Origin of the sequence: Streptomyces sp. NPDC002476 (genome assembly GCF_042889785.1) — a bacterium.
GTDB lineage: Bacteria > Actinomycetota > Actinomycetes > Streptomycetales > Streptomycetaceae > Streptomyces.
The window spans coordinates 427,246-450,035 of the sequence record NZ_JBIARH010000001.1; the positions used below are offsets into that span (position 1 = coordinate 427,246).

The 22,790-nt window shown below is 72.0% G+C and carries 20 protein-coding genes, 1 other RNA gene and 3 pseudogenes; 13 read left to right on the forward strand and 11 right to left on the reverse strand.

The features are described 5' to 3' along the window. Positions 1-222: 222 nt before the first annotated feature. A complete protein-coding gene (locus tag ACFYXM_RS01825) occupies positions 223-1,545 on the reverse strand; it encodes a multidrug effflux MFS transporter (RefSeq protein WP_389285865.1) in 1,323 nt (440 codons plus the stop codon). Between the two features lie 126 nt (positions 1,546-1,671). Between ACFYXM_RS01825 and ACFYXM_RS01830 the strand changes: the two are divergent. Beyond that, a pseudogene (locus ACFYXM_RS01830) lies at positions 1,672-1,818 on the forward strand (gfo/Idh/MocA family oxidoreductase); the annotation flags it as partial. A gap of 114 nt (positions 1,819-1,932) precedes the next feature. Here the strand turns inward: ACFYXM_RS01830 and ACFYXM_RS01835 are convergent. Beyond that, positions 1,933-3,561: an alkaline phosphatase D family protein gene (locus ACFYXM_RS01835; RefSeq protein WP_389285867.1), complete on the reverse strand. Its 1,629-nt coding sequence runs from the start codon at positions 3,559-3,561 to the stop codon at positions 1,933-1,935. 294 nt (positions 3,562-3,855) lie between these two features. Here ACFYXM_RS01835 and ACFYXM_RS01840 point away from each other — a divergent pair. The 6 genes and pseudogenes from ACFYXM_RS01840 to ACFYXM_RS01865 form a co-directional block, all read left to right on the forward strand. Further along, positions 3,856-4,453 (forward strand): annotated as a pseudogene (locus ACFYXM_RS01840) (SDR family NAD(P)-dependent oxidoreductase); the annotation flags it as partial. Positions 4,454-4,561: 108 nt separating this feature from the next. After that, positions 4,562-4,936, forward strand: a complete 375-nt coding sequence (locus ACFYXM_RS01845; protein ID WP_389285869.1) for a CU044_2847 family protein — start codon at positions 4,562-4,564, stop codon at positions 4,934-4,936. 45 nt (positions 4,937-4,981) lie between these two features. Further along, entirely contained in the window at positions 4,982-6,448 is a 1,467-nt protein-coding gene (locus tag ACFYXM_RS01850; protein WP_389285870.1) for a trypsin-like peptidase domain-containing protein, read from the forward strand. Continuing rightward, on the forward strand, positions 6,448-6,744 hold the full coding sequence (locus ACFYXM_RS01855) for a hypothetical protein (RefSeq protein ID WP_389285872.1): 297 nt from the start codon (positions 6,448-6,450) through the stop codon (positions 6,742-6,744). Before ACFYXM_RS01850 ends, ACFYXM_RS01855 begins: the two co-directional genes overlap by 1 nt. Then, a complete protein-coding gene (locus ACFYXM_RS01860) occupies positions 6,723-8,270 on the forward strand; it encodes a ricin-type beta-trefoil lectin domain protein (RefSeq protein ID WP_389285873.1) in 1,548 nt (515 codons plus the stop codon). Before ACFYXM_RS01855 ends, ACFYXM_RS01860 begins: the two co-directional genes overlap by 22 nt. A 72-nt stretch (positions 8,271-8,342) precedes the next feature. Beyond that, positions 8,343-9,062 carry a PhzF family phenazine biosynthesis isomerase gene (locus tag ACFYXM_RS01865; RefSeq protein ID WP_389285940.1) on the forward strand — a complete coding sequence of 240 codons (720 nt, stop codon included), beginning with the start codon at positions 8,343-8,345 and terminating at the stop codon, positions 9,060-9,062. Here ACFYXM_RS01865 and ACFYXM_RS01870 read toward each other — a convergent pair. Continuing rightward, a complete protein-coding gene (locus tag ACFYXM_RS01870) occupies positions 8,983-9,972 on the reverse strand; it encodes an NAD-dependent epimerase/dehydratase family protein (RefSeq protein WP_389285875.1) in 990 nt (329 codons plus the stop codon). The genes ACFYXM_RS01865 and ACFYXM_RS01870 overlap by 80 nt on opposite strands. Beyond that, positions 9,969-11,003 carry a ScbA/BarX family gamma-butyrolactone biosynthesis protein gene (locus ACFYXM_RS01875; protein WP_389285877.1) on the reverse strand — a complete coding sequence of 345 codons (1,035 nt, stop codon included), beginning with the start codon at positions 11,001-11,003 and terminating at the stop codon, positions 9,969-9,971. Before ACFYXM_RS01875 ends, ACFYXM_RS01870 begins: the two co-directional genes overlap by 4 nt. Before the next feature lie 129 nt (positions 11,004-11,132). Between ACFYXM_RS01875 and ACFYXM_RS01880 the strand changes: the two genes are divergently transcribed. Further along, positions 11,133-11,792 carry a ScbR family autoregulator-binding transcription factor gene (locus ACFYXM_RS01880; protein ID WP_389285878.1) on the forward strand — a complete coding sequence of 220 codons (660 nt, stop codon included), beginning with the start codon at positions 11,133-11,135 and terminating at the stop codon, positions 11,790-11,792. 306 nt (positions 11,793-12,098) lie between these two features. Continuing rightward, positions 12,099-12,464 (forward strand): VOC family protein, encoded by a 366-nt coding sequence (locus ACFYXM_RS01885; RefSeq protein WP_389285880.1) that lies wholly within the window; start codon positions 12,099-12,101, stop codon positions 12,462-12,464. Here ACFYXM_RS01885 and ACFYXM_RS01890 read toward each other — a convergent pair. From ACFYXM_RS01890 to rnpB, 3 genes are all read right to left on the reverse strand, one after another. Further along, a complete protein-coding gene (locus ACFYXM_RS01890) occupies positions 12,442-13,338 on the reverse strand; it encodes a metallophosphoesterase family protein (protein WP_389285882.1) in 897 nt (298 codons plus the stop codon). The two genes, ACFYXM_RS01885 and ACFYXM_RS01890, sit on opposite strands and share 23 nt — an antisense overlap. Before the next feature lie 209 nt (positions 13,339-13,547). After that, entirely contained in the window at positions 13,548-14,042 is a 495-nt protein-coding gene (locus ACFYXM_RS01895) for a hypothetical protein (protein WP_389285883.1), read from the reverse strand. Between the two features lie 578 nt (positions 14,043-14,620). Continuing rightward, positions 14,621-15,022, reverse strand: an RNA gene (gene rnpB / locus ACFYXM_RS01900) — RNase P RNA component class A. A gap of 114 nt (positions 15,023-15,136) precedes the next feature. Here rnpB and ACFYXM_RS01905 point away from each other — a divergent pair. The 4 genes and pseudogenes from ACFYXM_RS01905 to eda all read left to right on the forward strand — a co-directional run bounded on the left by ACFYXM_RS01905 (position 15,137) and on the right by eda (position 18,265). Next, on the forward strand, positions 15,137-15,904 hold the full coding sequence (locus ACFYXM_RS01905; protein ID WP_389285884.1) for a MerR family transcriptional regulator: 768 nt from the start codon (positions 15,137-15,139) through the stop codon (positions 15,902-15,904). A 5-nt stretch (positions 15,905-15,909) separates the two neighbouring features. Beyond that, positions 15,910-16,746, forward strand: a complete 837-nt coding sequence (locus ACFYXM_RS01910; RefSeq protein ID WP_389285886.1) for a hypothetical protein — start codon at positions 15,910-15,912, stop codon at positions 16,744-16,746. A 58-nt stretch (positions 16,747-16,804) separates the two neighbouring features. Next, the gene (gene yaaA, locus ACFYXM_RS01915) at positions 16,805-17,605 is read left to right on the forward strand and encodes a peroxide stress protein YaaA (protein WP_389285888.1); all 801 of its coding nucleotides are present in this window, start codon (positions 16,805-16,807) and stop codon (positions 17,603-17,605) included. 28 nt (positions 17,606-17,633) lie between these two features. Beyond that, a pseudogene (eda, locus tag ACFYXM_RS01920) lies at positions 17,634-18,265 on the forward strand (bifunctional 4-hydroxy-2-oxoglutarate aldolase/2-dehydro-3-deoxy-phosphogluconate aldolase). Between the two features lie 178 nt (positions 18,266-18,443). On the opposite strand, the gene ACFYXM_RS01925 reads toward eda, so the two are convergent. The 4 genes from ACFYXM_RS01925 to ACFYXM_RS01940 all read right to left on the reverse strand — a co-directional run bounded on the left by ACFYXM_RS01925 (position 18,444) and on the right by ACFYXM_RS01940 (position 22,634). Then, positions 18,444-19,808 (reverse strand): bifunctional RNase H/acid phosphatase, encoded by a 1,365-nt coding sequence (locus ACFYXM_RS01925; RefSeq protein ID WP_389285889.1) that lies wholly within the window; start codon positions 19,806-19,808, stop codon positions 18,444-18,446. Beyond that, a complete protein-coding gene (locus tag ACFYXM_RS01930; RefSeq protein WP_389285941.1) occupies positions 19,808-20,551 on the reverse strand; it encodes a zinc ribbon domain-containing protein in 744 nt (247 codons plus the stop codon). Before ACFYXM_RS01930 ends, ACFYXM_RS01925 begins: the two co-directional genes overlap by 1 nt. Next, positions 20,548-21,390 carry a Nif3-like dinuclear metal center hexameric protein gene (locus ACFYXM_RS01935; RefSeq protein ID WP_389285891.1) on the reverse strand — a complete coding sequence of 281 codons (843 nt, stop codon included), beginning with the start codon at positions 21,388-21,390 and terminating at the stop codon, positions 20,548-20,550. The genes ACFYXM_RS01930 and ACFYXM_RS01935 overlap by 4 nt, the downstream gene beginning before the upstream one ends. 200 nt (positions 21,391-21,590) lie before the next feature. Beyond that, a complete protein-coding gene (locus ACFYXM_RS01940) occupies positions 21,591-22,634 on the reverse strand; it encodes an ABC transporter substrate-binding protein (protein ID WP_389285893.1) in 1,044 nt (347 codons plus the stop codon). Positions 22,635-22,790: the final 156 nt, after the last annotated feature.

Sequence of the window (22,790 nt, forward strand, 5' to 3'; positions counted from 1 at the left end):
CTCTCGCTGCACCAGCCGAAAGCCCAAGTACGTCCAGTACAAGGACTTCCGGCCGGCACACCGAGAGCACGCACCCCACGCCGCTCCTTGACGGGCAAACGTAGCCTGCCGCGGCACTAGTGCCGCACCCGGCAAGGTTTGCCCCGCCCGGGTCCGGGCGGGGCGGTACGGCCCCGCGCGGGCCGGTGCGCGCCTCACCTGCCCCGACCGGGCCGAGTCGGGCTACGACGCCCGCCGCCAGGGGCGGCACATGCCCAGGAAGCAGGCCATCGCGCCCAGCCCGCACACCAGTTGCACGACCGCCATCGGAACGGCCGTGTCCTCGCCCGCGATCCCGACGAGCGGCGAGGCGACCGCGCCGACCAGGAACGACGACGTGCCGAGCAGCGCGGAGGCGGATCCGGCCGCGTGCTTCGTCCGCATCAGCGCCTGCGCGTTGGTGTTCGGCATCGCGAGCCCCATCGCCGACATCAGTACGAAGAGCGCGGTCGCGATCGGGACCAGGCCCACCTTCCCGACGATCCCGGACGTCATGACCAGCAGCGCGGTCGCGGCCAGCACGATGACCGAGAGGCCGAAGGCGAGCGCCTTGTCCAGGCTGACCCGGCCGACCAGCAGCTTGCCGTTGATCTGGCCGACCGCGACCAGGCCGACCGAGTTGATCCCGAAGAGCAGGCTGAACGTCTGCGGCGACGCCCCGTAGAGCTCCTGCACGACGAACGGCGAGGCGCTCACGTACGAGAAGAGCGCGGCGAAGGCCAGACTGCCCGCGATCAGGTAACCGGCGAAGACCCGGTCGGCGAGCAGCCCGCGCATGGTGCGCAGCGCGTCGCCGAAGCCGCCGGTGTGCCGGTCGCCCGGCGGGAGCGTCTCGTGCAGCCACTTCCACACGACCAGGGTGAGCAGCAGGCCGACGACGGCGAGGACGGCGAAGATGCCCCGCCAGTCGGTGAACCGCAGCACCTGCCCGCCGATCAGCGGGGCGACGACGGGGGCGACGCCCGAGATCAGCATCAGCGTGGAGAAGAACCTGGCCATCTCCACGCCGTCGTACAGGTCGCGCACCACGGCGCGGGCGATGACGATGCCTGCCGCGCCGGCCAGCCCCTGAATGAGGCGGAAGCCGATGAGGAGTTCCGCGGTGGGGGCGAAGACGCAGATCACGGTCGCGACGACGTAGACCGCCATGCCGAGGAGCAGCGGCCGGCGCCTCCCCCAGCGGTCACTCATCGGCCCGACGACGATCTGCCCGAGCGCCATGCCGGCGAGGCAGGCGGTGAGGGTGAGCTGGACGGTCGCGGCGGGGGCGTGCAGGGACTCGGTGACCGCGGGCAGCGCCGGCAGGTACATGTCCATGGAGAGCGGGGGCAGCGCGGTGAGACCGCCGAGCACCAGGGTGACGAGCAGTCCGGTGCGACGGACCGCCTCGGCCGCGGCCGGTCTCCCGGAGTGCGCGCCGGGGGTCATGGTCTCGTCGAGGGACCGGCCGCGCCCCCCGGCGGCCGGTATGTGCGCGTTGTCCTGCCGGGCTCCGCTCTCCGCCATCGCCATCTCCATGTCGTTGAATCGGCATCTATGCTCTCAGCTCGGCCGCGCCGGTCGAGACCTTTCAGGGGGAGAGCAGGCATGACGGGCACGGGCGAGGTCGTGCACCGGGGCGTACTGGCGACGGAGGCCGGTGAGCTGGTGAAGCTCGCCCGGGACCGCGGTCTGTTCCTGACGGAGGTCATGTGGACGTACTGCAACCCGCTCGTCCGGCGCATGACGGAGCAGGTGCGGGAGGGGGCCATCGGTGAGATCCGGGTGGTCCGGGCCGACGGCATCGGCTGACCGACGTCCCTCCGGCGCGCCCGGTCCCCTCCGGCGTCCGCGCCACGACGGCCGGGCGCCCGCCATCGCGGGCCGGGGCCGGCCCGCGAGGCGTGGGCCGGCCTACGCGGGTGTGAGCCCCTGGTTCCCGACCTCCGTGACGAAGGATCCGGCGGTCGTCACGGGCGCGCCGGGCGTGGTGACGGCCGACACCGTGCGGTAGTCGGCACGCGCCCGCTCGCGGCCCAGGGTGACGAGCGCGTATCCGCGCCTGCCGTTGAAGAACTTCAGATGCGGGTTGGCCCGCATCAGGTTGTCCCAGCTGGCGGGCCTGTCCGAGCCGTTCTTTCCGCTGGTGACGGAGGTGGCGACGATCTCGGTGCCGAGGGTGCGGGACGACGGGTCGTCGAAGTCCTTCTTCAGGTCGAAGCCGTAGTTCACGTGCACGTCGCCGGTGAGCACCATCAGGTTCTCGATCCCGGCGGCCTCGGCCCCGTTCAGGACCCGCGCCCGGGAGGCGGGGTAGCCGTCCCACGCGTCCATCGACAGCTTGAAGGCATCGGTGGGGACGTCCTTGCGCTGGGCCATCACGACCTGTTGCGGAACGATGTTCCAGGTGGCCTTCGAGGCGTGCCAGCCGTCCAGCAGCCAGCGCTCCTGGGTGGCGCCGGTCATGGTGCGCGCGGGGTCCTCGGACTCCGGTCCGGGCTTCTGCCAGCCGTCGCCGTACGCCTGGTCGCTGCGGTACTGGCGGGTGTCGAGGATGTCGAACTGGGCGAGGGTGCCGAAGTGCAGGCGCCGGTAGAGCCTCATGTCCGGTCCGGTGGGGCGCTGCGGGAGGCGCAGCGGCTGGTTCTCCCAGTACGCGCGGTAGGCGGCGGCGCGGCGCAGCAGGAACTCCTCCGGCGGCACGTCGTTCTCGGGGGTGCCGCCCGCATAGTTGTTCTCGGTCTCGTGGTCGTCCCAGGTGACGACGAAGGGGTGCGCGGCGTGCGCGGCGCGCAGGTCGGGGTCGGACTTGTAGAGGCCGTACCGCAGCCGGTAGTCCTCCAGCGTGATCGTCTCGCGGTTGAAGTGGGCGGGCAGCGTGCGGTCGGTGTAGTCGCGGGCGCCGCCGGTCGCGGTGACGGCGTACTCGTAGAGGTAGTCGCCGAGGTGGAAGACGGCGGAGACGTCCTCGTCGGCGAGGTGCTTGTACGCGGTGAAGTAGCCGTCGTGGTACGCCTGGCAGGAGACGGCGGCGAGGCGCAGCGAGCTGTTGCGGGCGCCCCGGGCGGGCGCGGTGCGGGTGCGGCCGACGGGGCTGGTCCAGCTCCCGGCGCGGAAGCGGTAGTAGAGGACGCGGTCGGATTCGAGGCCCTTGACCTCGACGTGGACGCTGTGGTCGAACTCCGGGTGGGCGGTGGCCCTGCCGCGCCGGACGATGTGCGAGAAGCGGGCGTCGCGGGCGAGCTCCCAGCCCACCTGGACCCGGGCCCGGGGCAGTCCGCTGCCGGCCTCGTACGGCCGGGGGGCGAGCCGCGTCCACAGCAGGACCGAGGTGGGCAGCGGGTCGCCGGAGGCGACGCCGAGGGTGAACGGATCCTCCTTGAGCTTCCGCGTGTCCAGTTCGGCGGCGCTCGCGGTGCCCGCGGCGGGCAGGTTGACCGAGAACGCGAGCGCGGCGGCGGCACCCGTGACGGTGAGGAAGCGGCGGCGGCCGAAGTGCCGGGCGGCGTCCCGCATTTCCTGTGGATGCGATGAGTGCGTCATCTGTCCCTCCCCTGACTGGTGGTGTGCTCGGAGCAGTGCACCGGCCCAGCGCGTCGAGCTGTTGTCGTGCTCGCGTCGTTGGAGCGTCCGGCACATGAGGAACGCGGCGGGAATGGATTCACGGGGCAAAGTGCGCATACGTACCGAGGGGCATGGTCTACGCGCGAACGGCCGTCCGTACGCCGAACCCGCCAACCCATACCCGTTCTTGACCAGTCGCGGGACCCGGCGGGCCAGGGCGTCGGCCTCGCCCGGTCGGCGGTGGGACGCGGCCGCGGGGCGCGGGGGCGTACGCTGCGGCGCCATGGACAACAGCAGGCCGAATTCCACGCATCGCGCCCGAGGACGGCGGTGGTGACGGGCGCCGGTTCCGGGATCGGCCGCGCGGTGGCCCTCGCGCTGACCGGTGCGGCTGGTCGGTGGCGCTCGCGGGCCGGCGACCGGACCCGCTCAGCGAGACCGCCGCGCCGGCCGGGGAGACCGCCCGGGTGATCACCGTTCCCGCCGACGCTGAGGCTGTCCGCCGAGCCCTGCCCGACGCGGTGCAGGTCGGCGACCGATGGCACCTCTGGCGCAATCTCTGCGACAAAGTCCTGCCCGAGGTCCGCGCGCACGCCGGGCCCCAAGTCACGCCAGCCGTCTCCTGCTCACCGACCCCGAGAACCTACGTCCGAGGGAATCGGCCCTGTTGGAGAAGATCGCTGCGGCCTGCCCGGAGATGACCGCACTCGCCGATCTCGTGCGCGGGTTCGCCGCCCTACTGAAGCCGGCCGAGGACAACGATGTGAAACTCACCGAGTAGATCACGGCCACCCGTGCCGTCAGCCTGCCCCACCTGCTCAGTCTCACCAACGGCCTCGAAATCGACCGGCCTGCTGTGAACGCCGGCCTCATCTGTCTCATCTGGGGGTCAGAGCAGTGTGGTTGGGCCTTCCTGCGTCACCCCTGTGAAGCGCGGATACCGCTAGGATCTCCAGCTTCCGAGTAGTGGAGGAGAGTCATGAGCGACCGTCCTGTCCATACGGTGGAAGTGCCTCTGGGCGATGGCAGCGAAGAGTCTGTGCGTGTTCAGATCCGGGAGGTGGACGAGTCACTCGTCCGCGTGGGCCGAGCAGGCCGCTCCGTAGCGAGGGCCGAACGGTCGTTCGGGCAGATGTTGGACACCGTACGCCCCGTGGCGGAGAGCTTTGTGGGGCGGTTCAAGGGGCTTGCGAACGCGCCGGACGAGATCACGCTGGAGTTCGGGGTGTCATTGTCGGCTGAGGCGGACGTGGTGATTGCCAGCACGGCGACAGCCGCCAATTTCTCCGTAAGCCTGACCTGGAACAGGGAGGATGCGAGAGACTCCGACGGAGACGCGTTGCAGGGCGGTTGATTCGACCAGGACACGCAACGGGGACTCGATAGCGCGGAGGTCACGGTGACGGGGATTCAGGAGCGGGATGGCGAGGAGGCGGAGCCGGCACTGGTCTCGGCGGTTGTCCGAGTCAAGGGGCCGGACGGCGCGATCGGCGGCGCGGGCTTCCTCATCGCTCCAGACCTGGTGCTGACCTGCGCACATGTGGTGTCGGACGCGCTGGACCGGCTCCGGGAGGCCACGGTTGAGGCCGGCACCGAGGTAACGGTCGACGTGCCGCTGGCCGGGAACGCCGACGGCGTCGACGGGGGCGACCACGGTGCCGAGGTCCAGCGCTGGATCCCGGTCAGGCCCGATCAGACCGGTGATATCGCCGTGCTGCGATTACGCAACCGGATTCCCGGAGCCCGTCCGCTTCCCGTGATCGACCCGCAGCGCGGTGTATGGGACCACGACGCGCGTGCAGTGGGCTTCACCGACGACCACCCGGATGGAATCTGGCACAGCGGCAGGTTCCGTGGGCCCACGCGCCAGGGCTGGATCCAGCTCTCGCGCGCCAACGGTGAGGCCGTGTATGTCAAGGGAGGCTTCAGCGGAAGTCCTGTCTGGGACAACGAACTGGGCGCCGCCGTCGGGATGATGGTGGCGGCGCAGCCGGTACGTGAGGCTCAGCAGGCGTTCGTCCTGCGGGTGAGAACGCTGCTGAAGGAAGTTCCCGAACTCGCCCCGCACGTGAGCCCGGCCACGCCCCCCGGCCGTGGCACCAAACGGCGGCGACTCGTACTCGCCCTGATCGCAGCCGGGGCCCTGGTCGTCTCCCTCGCCGTCTACGCCGGCACCCAGCTGCACGGCGACCCCGACGACACCAAGGGCACCTCCGACAGCGACACCCCTTCGGCCGGAACCTCCGCAACGCTCCCCGCAGCCGGGGGCGGACCCGCGCACGACGGCAACTCATCGAGCGGAGACGCATCCGGCGGCAACGCCACCGGTGGCAACGCCACAGGCGGCAACGCGACCGGCGGCAACGCCACAGGCGGCAACGCGACCGGCGGCAACGCGACCGGCGGGAACGCCGCCGGCGGCAACGCCACGGGCGGGTCGGGTGACGCGGGCGGCTCCGGCGGTTCCGGTGTGGCGTCCGGCGCGATCTCGCCGAAACCCCCCGCGCCCAGAGGCTACTTCCGGCTCAGGGACGTCGGCTACGGCAAGTGCCTGGCCGTGAACGTCTTCGACATCGTGTTCGCCACCTGCACGGACAGCCCGGCGACCAACTGGACCGCAAAGGCCGGCTCGGACGGTTCCTACATGCTGTACAACGAGTCCGCCGGCAAGTGCCTGGGTCTCAACTTCAACGCGCTGGGCATGGCCGAATGCGGCTCCAAAACCGGCCATAACTGGCGAACGGGTACCAACAGCACCCTCGTGAACCTGTACAGCAGCCAGTGTCTCGGCGAGAGCGCCACCTGGCCGTACCTGGCGTCCTGCGAGCCGTCGAAGACCACCCAGCACTGGGCGAAGGAGTACTGATGGCGCGGCCGGACCAGGTGCGCTGGCGGGCCCACCACGAAGGATGCGACCCGCAACGCAGCGGGAGTCACTACCGCATCTCCGCCGGGAAGCTCCGTACCCGAGCCGATCTCCTGGACTGGACCTCCCACCTCATGGAGAAGAACGGGCTGCCCGTCACCGGCTGGCGCGACCTCCTGAGGGAGGCCCGAAAGGGAGGCGAACGGCTGGCTGTGGTTACGCACGCGCGGCAGAACGCTGCCCCGCGCCGGACTTTCTTCGGATGTGAGAACCAGTGGCTGACCAGCGATTATTAGACGTTTTCGACGGCGAGGGCGAGGAGGAGAGGCTGTGGGAAGCACTCAGCGGCTTCAAGAAGACGGTGCGCGGCCTCGTCGAGAAGACCGGCCTGTCGACGAACGCGCTGGCGGACATGCACAACTTCGGGAAGGGGAAGGTCGCCACCTGGCAGACCCCGAAGCGTGAAGGGCCCAACATCCCGCCCCTGCGCTTCGTCGAGGTGCTGATCAAGGAAGCACAGGAACGCGCGAATCTGCAGGATCGGGCCGCAGCGGTGTTCCTGCACCAGTACGGCGAGCTGCTCAAGCTGTACTGCACGCGGGCCAACCCGCACAACGTCCACCGCCAGATGCTCCTCGACTACCAGAACACCCTCCTGATCCGCGAGCTGAACGATGCGACGAACGCGGCCCTGGAGAAAATGGCGGGGCTCACCGAGGAACTGCAGACGCTGCGCGAGGACCGGGACGGGGAACGCCGGCGCCGGATCACTCTGCAGCAGCAGATCGACTCACTGAACAGCCAGAACCAGGACCGGGCCGCAAAGAGGAAAGCAGCCCTCGCCCAGCGGGACCAGATCCGAGCCGACCTCACGGCCTACGAGAACGACCAGCAACTGGAGAAATGGCAACCCGGCACTGAGCAGGGCGGTCCGCATACGCACTACCCCCACGAACCCGCTTTCGTGCCGCTCCCGCCACCCCCCGGCCGTGGCACCAAACGGCGGCGACTCGTACTCGCCCTGATCGCAGCCGGGGCCCTGGTCGTCTCCCTCGCCGTCTACGCCGGCACCCAGCTGCACGGCGACCCCGACGACACCAAGGGCACCTCCGACAGCGACACCCCTTCGGCCGGAACCTCCGCAACGCTCCCCGCAGCCGGGGGCGGACCCGCGCACGACGGCAACTCATCGAGCGGAGACGCATCCGGCGGCAACGCCACCGGTGGCAACGCGACCGGCGGCAACGCGACCGGCGGCAACGCCACAGGCGGCAACGCGACCGGCGGCAACGCCACAGGCGGCAACGCCACGGGCGGCAACGCGACCGGCGGGAACGCCGCCGGCGGCAACGCCACGGGCGGCAACGCGACCGGCGGGAACGCCACGGGCGGGTCGGGTGACGCGGGCGGCTCCGGCGGTTCCGGTGGGACGTCCGGCGCGCCCTCTCCGAAACCCCCCGCGCCCAGCGACCACTTCCGGCTCAGGGACGTCGGCTACGGCCAGTGCCTGACCGCGAGCTACCTCAACGTCGTGTTCGCCACCTGCGCGGACAGCCCGGTGGCCAACTGGACCGCGAAGGCCGGTTCGGGCGGTTCCTACATGCTGTACAACGAGTCCGCCGGCCAGTGCCTGACTGTCAACGTCAACGTGCTGTACCTGGCCGAATGCGGCTCCAAAACCGGCCAGAACTGGCGAACGGGTACCAACAGCACCCTCGTGAACCTGTACAGCAGCCAGTGTCTCGGCGAGAGCGCCACCTGGCCGGTCCTGGCGTCCTGCGAGCCGTCGAAGACCACCCAGCACTGGGCGAAGGAGTACTGATGGCCCGGCCGGAACCGGTGCGCTGGCGGGCCCACCACGAGGGATGCGCCCCGGAACGCGCGGGCAGCCACTATCACTTTCTCCGCCGATCCGGCGGGCGGCAATCAGGCGCGGGTGGTCCTGGACGCGTCCGGTCTCGACGACGCGGCGATGCTCGCCCTCGCGGCCGAGCTGGGCTACAGCGAATCCGCCTTCCTCACGGGCCCGGGATCACCCGACGCGGGACCGTCGGCCGCCCGGGAGTACACGATCCGCTGCTTCAGCCCGAAGGCCGAGGTCCCGTTCTGCGGCCATGCCACCGTCGCGACGGCCCTCGCACTGGCCGAGCGCGACGGCCCCGGAGATCTGGTGTTCCACACCGTCGCGGGGGCGGTCCCGGTCACCGTCGCCCGGGAGGACACCGAACTCCGCGCCACGCTCACCAGCGTCGAGCCTCGCATCACGGACATCACGCCGGACGACCTGACGGAGGCGCTCGACATCCTGCGCTGGCCGGCCGCCGACCTCGACCCGGCCCTGCCGCCGTGGAACTCCGCGCGGGTGACGCCCGGGTCAGGGTCGGCGGAACCGGCACCCGCATCACGGACTGACGACGCTCCACGAGCCACGACGCCACCACCGTCCGGCCCCGGGCATCGGCCCTCGGGCCCCGGGCACCGCGCCCCCGGAGTCCGGCCCCCGCTCTCCGGGCCCCGCCGGTCACCGGCCCCCCTCACCGCCCGGGGGCCGACCGTCGCACGGATTCCAGGTGCCGCCGGTACCAGGGGGCATGCCGGGCGAACGCGGCCGTGAAGTCCTCGCCGGGCTCCCAGCCGAAGTCCCGGCCGACCCGCTCGTCGGTGAACCAGTGGTCCACGACGAGCATGCCGAGATGGTGCAGCGCGTACGGGACACCGACGAGCCGCTCCCGGGCCTCCGCCACGTCGATCCCCTCGGCCCCCCAGGGCAGCCGCAGTTCGTCCACGACCGTGGACAGCAGCCGTGAACAGCTCACCGGTTCGGGGTGGTTGACGTGGTAGATCCCGGCCGGGCCGTTCGGGGACAGGGCCGCTCCCAGCAGCGCCCGCCCCAAGGCCCCCGCCTCGATCAACGAGTGCCGCGCCCCGCATCCGGCCGGAACGGCGGAGAGTTGCCCGAGCAGCGCGACCAGTCCGGGCACGGCCCACCGGTCCCCGGTCCCGTAGACGATGTGCGGGCGCACGACGACACCGCCGGCCGCGAGGACGTGCCGCTCGGCGGCAGCACGGGTCAGACTGGTCGCGGACGCGGGGGCGGGCTCGGCGCCACCGGGCCGGAGTCGGGTGAACGGGCCCCGCCCGTAGACGGACGCCGTGCTCAGCTGGACGATGCGGGGGACCCCGCAACGGACGGCCTCGTCGACCAGAGCCCGAGTTCCTTGATCATTAACGGACCGGGCGGTCGGTTCGTCACCACCGATCACGGAGGCGCAGTGGATCACCGCGTCGACCCCCTCGCAGCTGCCGTGCAGCGTCTTCGGAGCGCCGAGATCCCCGTGCACCGTCTCCACCCCGGCCCCGGGCCCGGCGTCCGCGCCGATGGACGGGGCCAGAGCGGTCCGGTGGGTCATCAGCCGCAGCCGGAGGCCGGGAATCGCGCGGGCGGCGGCCACCACATGGCCTCCGATGAACCCGGTGGCACCGGTGACGAGCACGCGAGCGGCCCCGGATCCGCGAGATGTCACGGCTGCCCGCCCCGGGGCACGGTGGTGCGGTACCGCGAGCCCTGGACGGGTGATTCGAGGGTGCAGGCGAAGGCCCGGCGGTCGTCCTGGGTCGCCGTGACGTGCACCCGGGCCACCGCCGGGTCGTCGACCGGGAGGCGCCGCGCCTCGATCCAGCAGGGGCGGTCGAGCTCCACGTACCGGAGGAATTCGGTCCGCACCGACAGTGGGAGGAAGTCGTGGCCGGGAGTGGCGGCGGCGGCCGCCTGACGGGCCGCCTCCAACAGCAGAATGCCCGGCACATGGTCGTTGGGCCGGGCGAACAGGGTGGGGTGCCCGGTATCGAGCCGCAGCCGCCAAACGTTTCTCCGCGCCGCGGGCGCCAGGACGACATCGCGCTCGTCCGCCCTGCCCACCTCGGCCGGGGAGACGGCGGGCAGCAGGGGTATCGGGGCGCCCACGACATGTCTGCGGTCGCCCCGCAGCTTGCCGTACGCCTTGGCGGAGGTGCAGCTGATGCGCCCGCCGCCCCGGGCGAGGACGGTGCCCAGGCGATGCAGGAGCAGTTCGACGTGCATGGATCCGATGCTCTGGCGCAGACGCCTGACGCGGGAGCAGGTGACGTCCACGGTGATGTCCCAGGGCTCGTTCCCCAACAGCAGCCTGCCGGGCTCGGAGACGTACGACAGCTCCCACATCACGAACTGGTCCCCGTCCGGGACCCCGAACTCCGCGTGCGCCAGGAGCATCGTCGTCTGGCGCATGGTCTCCGCGATCAGCAGCGGGTCCTGGTGACGGCCCCCCACGGGCGCGAAGAACCGGTGCGCGCGCGGCCATCGGGCCGATACCGAGAACTGGGTTGCGGTCTGCGGGGTCCAGCCGGTGGGGAAGATGTCCTGCGGGTCGTACCGGTGGACGAGGCGCCCCAGCAGGTCCGCGCCCACCTGCCCGCGCCCGGGTGCCGCCCCGTCGGCGTCCGGGACTCCAGTGGCTTCGCGGGCCCCGACGCCCTCGGTGCGGACCGAGGCGCTGTGCGAGGTGAGCTGAACCATGAATCTTCCTCCCAGAGGATCCGTACCGGGAGGGCCGACGGCCTCCGCAGTAAGATACTGACAGTCCGGTTTTCCTATCCAGCCATACTTGGTGCTGACCACGCCACGGCGGAGAGAGACTTGTAGCTGATGGCACAGCAGGCGCGCGCGATCCAGACTCGACGGTCGATCCTGGTGGCGGCCGCCGCCGTATTTGATGAACGCGGCTACAGCAGCGCCACCATCAGCGAGATCCTCGCCCGGGCCGGAGTCACCAAAGGCGCACTTTACTTCCACTTCTCCTCGAAGGAAGACCTGGCACTCGGGGTGATGGACGTGCAGCTGGACAGCAATCCGCTGCCTCAGCTGACGAAGCTTCAGGAGCTCGTCGACCAGGGCATGTTGCTCGCCCACCGGCTCCGCAACGAGCCGCTGGTGCGTGCCAGCGTCGGGCTGGCCATGGACCAGGCGGTGGAGGGGCTCGACCGGGGCACCCCGTTCCGTGCCTGGATAGACAGGCTGGAACACCTGCTGAACGCGGCGAAGGACCAGGGCGAACTGCTGCCGCACGTCGACCCGCGCGAGACCGCGGAAATGTTCGCCGGTTCGTTCTCCGGTATTCAAGTGATGTCCCAAGCCCTTTGCAGGCGGGAGGATTTGGGGCATCGAATTTCGGTGCTTCTGCACTTCGTACTGCCGAGCATTTCGACACCGGCGGTGCTGACCACGCTCGACATGGCCGAGGATCGCGGCGAGCGGCTTTCCGAGGCCCTCGAAGCGGTGCCCGGCCAGGCCGGCGCGACCGGCTGAGGGACGGCCCACCCGGCCCATGGCGTGAAATTCCGTACACCACGGGGGCGATGTCGGCCTGTTCGGTGGCACACGGGGCGCCGGAGGGCAAGACTGGAGGGGCTGACCGACCGACCGGTCCGGTATCCGGACCGGTCCACGCCGCCCGTCCGCACCCGTCCGCCGACCGTCGATCCAACGATCCGTAGGTCCAACGATCCGCCGATCCGGCGGTTTACCGGTCCGACGCTCCGTCGATCCGACGGCTCTTCGGGAGGGTGCGGATCCCTAGACGGGCCCCAGACGGGCCCGGGACAGGAGTCGCCGATGTCCATCCGCCGGATCGTCCCCAACATCCGGACGACCGCCGTCGCCCCGGGGCCCGCGATGGAGCGGAACGCCGAGTTCTACGGCCGGCTGGGCCTCCAGGAGGTCATGAACCACGGCTGGATCATGACGCTCGCCTCCCCCGCCCACCCGTCGGCCCAGATCAGCATCGTGGCGGCCGACGCGACCGCGCCGGTCACACCTGATCTGAGCCTGGAGGTGGACGACGTGGACGCGGCGTACACGGCCATGAAGGAGAACGGCGCGGAGATCGTGTACCCGTTGCGCGACGAGGACTGGGGCGTACGCCGCTTCTTCGTCCGCGACCCCAACGGCCGTGTGGTCAACGTGCTGAGCCACCGCTGAGCGGGGGCCGCGCCACCGGGGCGCCGTCGTACGGAAGGATCCGCCGCAGCAGTCCCTTGGGGTGACCGCGCTCGCGCCATTCCCTCGGGTATCCGATGGACACCTCCTCGAAGCGGACCCCGTCGTACCAGGTCGTGCGCGGGATGTGCAGATGGCCGTAGACCACGGCCGCCACGTTGAACCGCCGGTGCCAGTCGGCGGTGAGCTCGGTGCCGCACCACTGCGCGAACTCGGGGTACCTCAGTACGTTCATGGGATCCCGCACCAGTGGCCAGTGACCGGCGATGACCAGCGGGATCGCCGGATCGTGCGCGGCGAGCCGCCGTTCCGTCTCCGCCACCCGGGCCCGGCACCAGTCGTCCCGGCCCGGGTACGGGTCGGGGTGGAGCAGGTACTCGTCGGTGCACACCGCGCCGGTCTCGTGCGCGTACGCCAACGACTCCTCCTTGGTCGCGGTCCCCGGCGCCCGGAAGCTGTAGTCGTACAGCAGGAACACGGGCGCCACGGCCACCGGTCCCCCGGGGCCCGGCCACAGCGGGTAGGGGTCCTGCGGCGTCGACACCCCGATGCTCCGGCACACCTCGACCAGGTGCTCGTACCGCTCCCGCCCCCGCAACTGGAGCGGGTCGCGGTTGACCGTCCACAGCTCATGGTTGCCGGGGGTCCACAGCACCCGGGAGAACCGTCCCGCGAGCAGCCGCAGCGCCCACTCCACGTCCTCGGCCCGTTCCGCGACATCACCGGCGACGATCAGCCAGTCCTCGTCCGATTCCGGACGCAGGGACTCGGTGAGGGGGCGGTTGTCCGCGATCCCGATGTGCAGGTCGCTCACCGCGAACAGGGAACCGCGGCTTCCGGAGGCGTGATCGGACACGTGCGAACCTTTCCCGAGGAGTCAGCTCGACACGATCGTGCCTCACGACCGGCTCTCCGCCCAGCAGTTCCCGCGGACCGGCCCGCCCGGAGCCGTCCCCCGGAGGCGCCCCGGGGCGCCCGGGCGGACCAGGCTCCGGGGAGCCGAGGCCGGTGTCCCTTCAGGGACCGGCCCGACGACGTGGGGCCGTCCGGCCCGACCGCGTACGGTCATCCGGCCGGGTGCGTCCGGGCGGACCAGTGCAGACCGTGACCGAATCCGAAGAGGGCGTCGGCCGTGTCGAAGGGGACGCCCTCACCTGCAGCGGCGACCGCTTTCCCCGAGCGGGGCAGGTCGAAGGGGAGGCGGCCGCTCACGGTCGCCCGGCCGCTCACGGCGTCGAGGAGGATGACGTCGTCGACGCCGGAGGTGCCGATCAGGGTCACGGCGGGGAGGGCGTCGATCGGGGTGAGCACGGCCGCGCGTTCGAGGAAGACGTCGACGACCGTGGGAACGGCCGCCGCGACGCGTTCGACCGGCCGGACGGTCTCCTCCGGGAATTCGAGACCGCCGGAGTGGAACGCCGCTTCGAGCGTGCCCTCGGGGTGGACGTCGAAGGGGGCGGCCAGCCGCAGGATCGCGAGGTCGGCCTCCTCCACGCGGCCGGCCGGAACCGCGTACCGGGCCAGGACGTCACGGTCGATCCCCCCGGCGTAGACGCGCACGTCCGGCCCGGCGGGGCCACCAGTCCGGGCCCGGCGGTGTCGGCGCGTCCGCGCTCGGTCCGAACGTCCACCGGACGGGCCCATGTCGGCGCCCTCACGGATCCCGGCCCCTCCGGTGGTATCCGGCCGGGCCGGCGCATACGGGGCGCCGACGATCAGCCGGACGACTGTCGGCCCGGCGGTAGAACGGACTTGGGGGCGGCGACCGGATCCGAGGACGACGGGCCCAGCTCGAAGGTGGCTGGCGGCCGACCTGTTCGCTTCACCTCGTCCAACTGCCTGAAAATGAACGTGGCCGCATCGCGCACACGCGCGGGTATGTCACCGCGCTCGGCGACGAGTTGGTGATAGATGGGGACATCTTGAAACAAACTCGATCAGGCCTTCCGGATGTACGGCTCCGCCCCCGCTGGGCGACGGTGACCGAGTGTAAAGCCCTGCCGCTCGACGGCTCGCGTCGGCTTCCGCAACGCACCACCGTTCGCCTGCCTCAACGGCCGGATGACATCCGACCGGAACCCCCATGGGCCTTGCGCCCATGACGCGCATCGATCCTGACTTGCGGAAACACAGGGCGGCAGACGAGTCGGGCTGTACGCCGGGTTCTGTCACCCGGTCGCCTCGCGGCGGCCGGGGAGACGGCCATCCATCTAGGACCGGCATTGCTGCCGGCCTCGTGCGGTCTACCCGCGAACTCGGGCGGGCCGCCCTCGATCATTCGCGCAGGGCCGCCTCACGACGGCCCCTCTTGACCTTGCTCCGGGTGGGGTTTACCTAGCCGCCTGGGTCACCCCAGGCGCTGGTGGTCTCTTACACCACCGTTTCACCCTTACCGAGGACCGAGGTCCCCGGCGGTCTGTTCTCTGTGGCACTGTCCCGCGGGTCGCCCCGGGTGGCCGTTAGCCATCACCCTGCCCTGTGGAGCCCGGACGTTCCTCGGGGAGATCCGAAGATCACCACGCGGCCGTCCGCCCGGCTCGTCTGCCGTGCCGACCATGCTACCCGCCCGGCCGGGCGGCCGGGGCAGGACCTCGGGCGGTCGTGAGGCGTTCGGCGCTTGACCTTGCCGTTGCGTCAACGTTTCTACTGGCCTCATGCGGATAGGAGAGATCGCCGCGCTCGCCGGGGTCACCTCGCGGGCGGTCCGGCATTACCACCACATCGGTCTGCTGCCCGAGCCCGGACGCCGCGCCAATGGATACCGGGTCTACGGCGTGCGTGACGCGGTGAAACTGGCCCGGATACGTCGGCTGACCGAGCTGGGGCTCACGCTGGACGAGGTCCGTGACGCTCTGGCCGACGACGACGGCCGTGAACTCCTCGACATACTCGCCGAGTTGGACGCGGATCTGGCACGGCAGGAGCGTGCGATCCGGGAACGGCGGCTGCGGCTGGCCCGGCTGCTGGACACGTCGGGCGGCTCCGGGGAGTCCATGCCGCCCGCGCTGGTGGAACTGTTGGGCACGGCGCCCGGCATCGCCTCCCCCATGGCCGTCAGGGACCGCGAGCACCTCATGCTGCTGGAGGCGATGAGCGGCGGCGATTTCTCCGAAACGCTGCGGAGCATGGCCGAGGACCCCGACCTGCCGGCCATGTACGAGCGGCTGGACGCACTGGCGGAGGCCCCGGTGGACGATCCGCGCATCGCCCCGCTGGCCGCCGATCTGGCCGCCGCCGTACCGGAGGAGGTGCTGGCCGGGGTGCTGGCGGTGGCCTCCTCCGGCGACCCGGTCACGGCGTCCGGCTTCGGTGAGGCGCTGCTGGACGAGTGCGCGCCCGCGCAGGCCGAGGTGGTGCGCCGGGTGATGGCCGCGCTGGCCGCGCGCGTGGCGGAACGTGCGGCGGGGCGGGGAACGGGGTGAGCGGGGTGAGCAGGCGGGTGGTGCGGGGTGTCGCGGGAGCCGCCCTGGCCGTGGAGGCGGTGCTGGTGGGCTGCCGGGCGGCCGGGGTCCGGACACCGGGGTCGGTCCTGGCGGGGGCGGCGGTGCTGGTGGCGTGCGCCATGGCGGTGGAGTGCGTCGCGCTGGGGCGGCTGTGGCTCGTGGCGCGGCGCGCGGGTGCCGGTCGGCGGGCGGCGGTGGGCGCGGTGGTGCGCACCGCCGTGCCGGGGCCGGTGCGCCGGCTGGTCGCGCACGAGGCACGGGCACTGCGCAGCCTCGGGCTGTGGGTGCTGCGGCGGCGCCACGGTGTGCCGGGAGACGCCCTCGCCGTGCCGTACACCGGTCCGCAGACGGCGATGGTGTACGGCCTGTTGTTCGTCGCGCTGGTCGAGACGCTGGTGCTGGCGCTGCTGATCCCGTGGCCGGTCGTGCACGCGGTGGTGCTGGTGCTGGACGCGTACGGGGTGGTCTTCGTCCTCGCGTTCCACGCGTCGTGCGTGACCCGGCCGCATGTGGTGGGGGCCGACGGGGCGTTGCGGATCCGGTACGGCGCCCTGTTCGACGTGCGGGTTCCGGCGGGGGCGGTGGCGTCCGCGCGGGTCGAACGGCGCTGCCCCGAGGGCGGATCGGCACGGGCGGGCGCCGACGGGGTGCTCGATCTCGCCGTGGGCGGCCAGACGACGGTGACGGTGGAGCTGACCGGTCCGGTGGCGTTCGTGCGACCGCTGGGGAAGCGCGGCTCGGCGCGGACGGTGCGGTTCCACGCGGACGATCCGGGAGCCGTCGTGACCGCTCTCGTGCGGGGGCCGCGGAAGTCCCCGTAGGCTGGTGCGAGGCCCTTCGCGGGCCGTTCACCTGTGCGTACGTACGAAGGGAAACGCCGTGCTGGTGCTGTTGCCGCCGTCGGAGGGCAAGGCCGCGTCGGGGCGGGGCGCGCCGCTGAAACCGGAGTCGCTGTCGCTCCCGGGGCTGGCCGCGGCGCGGGCGGCGGTCCTCGACGAACTGGTCGAGCTGTGCGTGGCGGACGAGGAGAAGGCCCGTGAGGTCCTGGGACTGAGCGAGGGGCTGCGCGGCGAGGTCGCGAAGAACGCGGAACTGCGGACGGCGGGAACGCGGCCGGCCGGGGAGGTCTACACCGGGGTGCTGTACGACGCCCTGGACCTGGCCTCGCTGGACGCGGCGGCCAAGCGGCGGGCCGGGAAGTCGTTGCTGGTCTTCTCCGGGCTGTGGGGCGCCGTGCGGGTGAGCGACCGGATTCCGTCGTACCGCTGCTCGATGGGGGTGAAGCTGCCCGGCCTGGGCGCCCTCGGGGCGTACTGGCGCGGCCCGCTGGCCGAGGTCGTGCCGGAGGTGGCCGGGGACGGGCTCGTACTGGACCTGCGGTCCTCCGCCTACACCGCCGCCTGGAAGCCGAAGGGGGAGGTGGCGGAGCGCACGGCGAGCGTGCGGGTGCTGCACTCCCAGATGGTGGACGGGGTCGAGAAGCGGTCCGTGGTCAGCCACTTCAACAAGGCGACGAAGGGCCGGCTGGTGCGGGACCTGCTGGTGTCGGGCGCACGGCCGAAGGGGCCCGCGGAGCTGGTCGGGACGTTGCGGGACCTCGGGTACGTGGTGGAGGCCGAGGCCCCGGCACGTACCGGGCGGGCGTGGTCGCTGGACGTGGTGGTGACGGAGATCCACTGACCCGGGACCGGCCGAGCCGCCGCCGAGGATGCGGATGACGCGTTGCGGCATGCGCAACGGGCGTTGCCCCGTCCTCCCCGTAGTCGTCCTGACGGACGCCGCCGACGCGGTGCCGCTCGCCCGGGCCCTGGTCGCCGGGGGCTCCCGGCCATCGAGGTCACGTTACGGACGCCCGCGGCCCTGGACGGGATCGGGGCGATCGCCGACGGGGTGCCGGACGCGGTGGTCGGCGCGGGCACGGTGATCTCGCCCCGGAACGTCGCCGACGCGGTCGCCGCGGGGGCCCGGTTCCTGGTCGGCCCGGGCTGGACGGACCCGCTGCTGGACGCCATGCGGGCGTCGGGGACGCCGTTCCTGCCGGGGGTCTCGACGACGTCCGAGGTGGTCGCGCTGCTGGAGCGCGGGGTCATGGAGATGAAGTTCTTCCCGGCCGAGGCTGCGGGCGGCACCGCCTATCTCAAGGCGTTGTCCTCGCCGCTGCCGCAGGCCCGGTTCTGCCCGACGGGCGGCATCTCGGCGGCGGGCGCCCCGTCCTATCTGGCGCTCCCCAACGTCGGTTGCGTGGGCGGCAGTTGGATGGTCCCGGCGGATGCCGTGGCGGCGAAGGACTGGGCGCGGGTGGAACGGCTCGCGCGCGAGGCGGCGGCGCTGCGCGGCTGACCGGGACCGATCCGGGCCCGGGGACGAGGACGGGAGACGCCTTGGCCCGGGACCGGGGCGGCCACGGGCAGCCCGGGCCCGGGGACAGGACCACGGGCCCCGGACCGGGGCGGGTGCCGCCGTCCGTCGCGGTACGGGGCAGGACCGGTGTCCCGGGCGGATGTGCCGCGAGCGCGGCCTACCTCAGGTGCGAGGTGTCGTTCAGCAGCCGGAGCGAGGCGTTCCCGTCCGCGTAGTACGCCACCGCGGACACCGACGCCGCCGAGAGTTCCATGCGGAACAGGGCTTCCGGCGGGGCACCGAGGGCCAGCCGGACCAGGATCTTGATCGGCGTCACGTGGGTGACGAGGAGGACCGTGCGGCCCGCGTGGCGGGCGACGAGACGGTCCCGGGCGGCCGCCACCCGACGGGTGACCTCGGCGAAGCTCTCGCCTCCCCCGGTGGGAGCGGCCTCCTCGGACGCGAGCCAGGCGTCCAGGTCGGAGCCGTGGCGTTCACGCACCTCGGCGAACGTCAGCCCCTCCCAGGCGCCGAAATCGGTCTCGCGCAGCCCCTCATCGATGCGGACCTCCAGGCCGAGCCGGGCCGCCACCGCACCGGCCGTCTCGCGGCAGCGCCGCAGCGGTGAGCTGACGATCTCCTGGATGGTGCCCCGGGCGGCCAGCGACCGGGCGACGGCCTCGGCCTGACGGCGGCCCGCCGCGGAGAGTTCGGGATCGGTGCCGCCGCTGCCCGAGAACCGCTTCTCGGGAGTGAGGGCCGTCTCGCCGTGCCGGAGCAGGACGAAGGTGGCGGGCGCGCCGAGGTCGGGGGCCGCGCCCCAGCCCACCTGGGGCGTGGCCGCCGTCGGCAGGACGGCCGCCCGCTCCGGCGCCGGGGCCGTACCCGCCGCAGGAGCCCCACCGGTGACCGCGGCCGTATCCGTGTCCGTCACCGGGGCCGCCGTCGCCGTACCCGCCGACGGCCGGGAGGCGAGGGCCGCGCGTGCCCTCGCCGCGCCCGCCGTCGCGTCACCGGGCGGGCCGGAGACCGGGGGCAGGGCGTCGGCGACCGACGGCCGGGCGGTGTCGAGGGCGGCCGTCGACACCGCCGGGTCCCACTGCTCACCACGTCGGCCCGCGTCCATCGCCTCGTTGGCGAGCCGGTCGGCGTGCTTGTTCTGCTCGCGGGGGATCCACTCGTACGTGACGGCGGAGGACGGCAGGACGCGCGCCGCCTCGGCCGCGAGCGGCTTCATGTCCGGGTGCTTGATCCTCCAGCGGCCCGACATCTGTTCCACGACCAGCTTGGAGTCCATCCGGACCCGCACCCGGAGCGCGTCCCCCGCCGACGCGTCCGGTGCCAGCGCCTTCGCCGCCTTCAGGCCCGCGATCAGGCCCTTGTACTCGGCGACGTTGTTCGTCGCGACGCCGATGTACTCCGCCGCCTCGGCGAGGGTCTCCCCCGTCGCCGGGTCGATGACGACGGCCCCGTAACCGGCGGGCCCGGGGTTGCCCCGGGATCCTCCGTCGGCCTCGACGACGAGCTGGCGCGGTGGGGTCATTACAGGCCCGACTCCGCCGTGCGGACCAGGATGCGACGGCAGTTCTCGCAGCGCAGCACGGTGTCCGGGGAGGCGGCCTTCACCTCGTTGATCTCCGTGATGTTCAGTTCGAGGCGGCAGCCCTCGCAGCGGCGCTGGTAAAGGCGCGCGGCGCCGATCCCGCCCTGCTGCTCGCGGAGCTTGTCGTACAGCTTCAGCAGGTCGGCGGGGACGGAGGCGGCGACGACCTCGCGCTCCTTGGTGACCGACGCGGTCTCCTCGTCGAGCTCCTCGGTCGCGGCGTCACGGCGGGCGGTGGCGTCGTCCGCCTTGGCCTGGACGGCGGAGACCCGGTCGGACAGCTCGGTGACGCGCTCCTGGGCGGCCTCGCGACGCTCCATCACTTCCAGGACGACGTCCTCCAGGTCGCCCTGGCGCTTGGCCAGGGAGGTGATCTCGCGCTGGAGGTTTTCCAGGTCCTTGGGCGAGGCGACCGCGCCCGAGTCGAGGCGCTGCTGGTCGCGGGCGGCCCGCTGGCGCACCTGGTCGACGTCCTGCTCCGCCTTGGTCTGCTCGCGGGCGGTGTCGCTCTCCTCGGTCTGCGAGGCGATCAACAGGTCGCGCAGCTGCGCGAGGTCGCTGGTGAGCGACTCGATCTCGGCGTGCTCGGGCAGCGACTTGCGCCGGTGGGCGAGCTGCGACAGGCGGACGTCGAGGGCCTGGACGTCGAGGAGTCGGTTCTGGTCGGCGGGCGCGGCGTTCAGTTGGGGGCTCCAGGAGAGTGGTGGGTGGTGGTGGTCCAGGGGTCGGTGACCCGCTTCGAGACGTGGACCCGCAGGTCCCATCCGTGGCGGTCGGAAATCGCGTCGAGCTGCGCGGCGGCCTGTTCGCACCAGGGCCACTCGGTGGCCCAGTGCGCGGCGTCGAGCAGGCCGAGCGGGGAGTGCTGGATGGCCTCGGACGCCGGGTGGTGGCGCAGGTCGGCGGTGAGGAACGCGTCGACGCCCGCGGCGCGCACCGCGTCGAAGAGGCTGTCGCCGGACCCCCCGCTGACCGCCACGGTGCGCACCGTGGCCGCCGGGTCCCCGGCGAGCCGGATGCCCTGGGCGGTGGCGGGCAGCCGGGCGGCGGCGCGGGCCGCGAAGTCGGCCAGGCTCTCGGGGTGGTCGAGCACACAGATCCGGCCGAGGCCGCGACGGCCCGCGGGGTCGGTGGGATCCGGTACGAGGGGCCGTTCGACGCGCAGGTCGAGGGCACCGGCGAGGGCGTCCGAGACGCCCGGGTCGGCGGTGTCGGCGTTGGTGTGGGCGACGTGCAGCGCGATGTCGTGCTTGATCAGGGTGTGCACGACCCGGCCCTTGAAGGTGGAGGCGGCGACCGTCGTCGTACCCCGCAGATAGAGCGGGTGGTGGGTGACGATCAGCTGGGCACCGAGCCGGAGCGCCTCGTCGACGATCTCCTGGACGGGATCGACGGCGAAGAGGACCCGGTCCACGTGCGACTCGGGGTCGCCGCAGACGGTGCCGACCGCGTCCCAGCTCTCGGCCCGCTCGGGCGGCCAGAGCACGTCGATCTCGGCGAGGACTTCAGACAGACGGGGCACAAGGAAAAGGCTACCTGCCCGCCGCGCGCCGTCGACCAGGGCCGCCGGTCGTCGCCGTCGGCCCGGCGGCCGGTCGCGGCCGCCGGACCGCCACAGCCGGCCGACGGCGCAGCGGAACGGGCCCGCGGCACCGCGAAGCCGGTCGCCCCGCGGGCGGGGCAGCCGCGCCGTGAGGCCGCCCCGCGCCCCGGCCGTGGCGGCTACTTCACGAGGTCGGCGCGGAGGTCGTCGAGGACCAGGTCGGCGGCCGTGACGCCGAGGCCGAGGTACCAGGTCTCGTCGGGAACGTCCTTGGCCCGGCCTTCCTTGACCGCCTCGAGGTTCTTCCACAGCGGGTTGGACTGGGTGGTGTCGCGCTCGGTGGCCTTCACGTCCCCGTAGACGCCGGTGAAGATCCAGTCGGCGTCGGCCTCGTCGATCTTCTCCGGGCTGATCTCCGCGGCGAGGTCGTCGATCTGCTGGTTCTTGGGCCGGGGCAGGCCGACGTCCTCGAGGATGGTGCCGATGAAGGACGCCTTGGCGTAGAGGCGGATCCGGTCCGGCATGTAGCGGACCATGGAGACGGTCGGCTTGTCCGGGCCGATGTCGTCACCGAGCTTCTTCGCCTTCGCCTCGTAGGCGTCGAGTTCGGTCTTCGCCTTGGCCGTCTTGTCCAGTGCCGCGGCGTTGAGGAGGTAGTTCTCCTTCCAGGTGAAGCCCGGGCGGATGGAGAACACGGTCGGCGCGATCTTGGAGAGCGCGTCGTACTTGTCGGCGGCGCGCAGCTGGCTGCCGAGGATCAGGTCGGGCTTCAGGTTGGCGATCGCCTCGAGGTTGAGGTTGTTGATGGTGCCGATGTCCTTCGGGTCGCCCGCGTCCTTCTTCAGGTACGAGGGCATGGCCGCGCTGCCCTCGGAGGGGGCGTAGCCGACCGGCTTGACGCCCAGCGAGACGACGTTGTCGAGTTCGCCGACGTCCAGCACGACGACGCGCTTGGGAGCCGCCTTGATCTCGGTCTTGCCCATGGCGTGGGTGACCGTCCGGGGGAACTCGCCCGCCTCGGCGTCCGTCCCGTATCCTGCCGTCTTCTTCGCGGCGTCGGCGAAGTCCTTGCCGCCCGTCGCGACGGCCGCCTTCTTGTCGCCGCCGTTGTCCGACTTGGCGGAGTCTTCGGAGCCCCCTTCGCCGCTCCCGCAGGCGGAGAGGGAGAGGGCGGCGGCCACCGCAAGGCCGACTGCGGCGGTGCCGCGGCGACGAAGAGACATGTCTTGCTCCAGTTGTCGATCAAGCCGTAGATCAAGCAGGTATCGCTTAGGGATGCCTAACCTTAGCCAGCCCCCCAGGATCAACCACACCCACCCCCCATCCGTCAGGGAATTACGGACATCACCACCCTTATGCGTGAAGTGCCGAGGCTCGCA

Coding starts and splice junctions, on each gene's coding strand:
- ACFYXM_RS01845 (WP_389285869.1), top strand. CDS start 4,562: ATGAGCGACCGTCCTGTCCATACGGTGGAAGTGCCTCTGGGCGATGGC.
- ACFYXM_RS01925 (WP_389285889.1), bottom strand. CDS start 19,808: ATGACCCCACCGCGCCAGCTCGTCGTCGAGGCCGACGGAGGATCCCGG.
- ACFYXM_RS01905 (WP_389285884.1), top strand. CDS start 15,137: ATGCGGATAGGAGAGATCGCCGCGCTCGCCGGGGTCACCTCGCGGGCG.
- ACFYXM_RS01885 (WP_389285880.1), top strand. CDS start 12,099: ATGTCCATCCGCCGGATCGTCCCCAACATCCGGACGACCGCCGTCGCC.
- ACFYXM_RS01835 (WP_389285867.1), bottom strand. CDS start 3,561: ATGACGCACTCATCGCATCCACAGGAAATGCGGGACGCCGCCCGGCAC.
- ACFYXM_RS01825 (WP_389285865.1), bottom strand. CDS start 1,545: ATGGCGGAGAGCGGAGCCCGGCAGGACAACGCGCACATACCGGCCGCC.
- ACFYXM_RS01880 (WP_389285878.1), top strand. CDS start 11,133: ATGGCACAGCAGGCGCGCGCGATCCAGACTCGACGGTCGATCCTGGTG.
- ACFYXM_RS01875 (WP_389285877.1), bottom strand. CDS start 11,003: ATGGTTCAGCTCACCTCGCACAGCGCCTCGGTCCGCACCGAGGGCGTC.
- ACFYXM_RS01940 (WP_389285893.1), bottom strand. CDS start 22,634: ATGTCTCTTCGTCGCCGCGGCACCGCCGCAGTCGGCCTTGCGGTGGCC.
- ACFYXM_RS01855 (WP_389285872.1), top strand. CDS start 6,448: ATGGCGCGGCCGGACCAGGTGCGCTGGCGGGCCCACCACGAAGGATGC.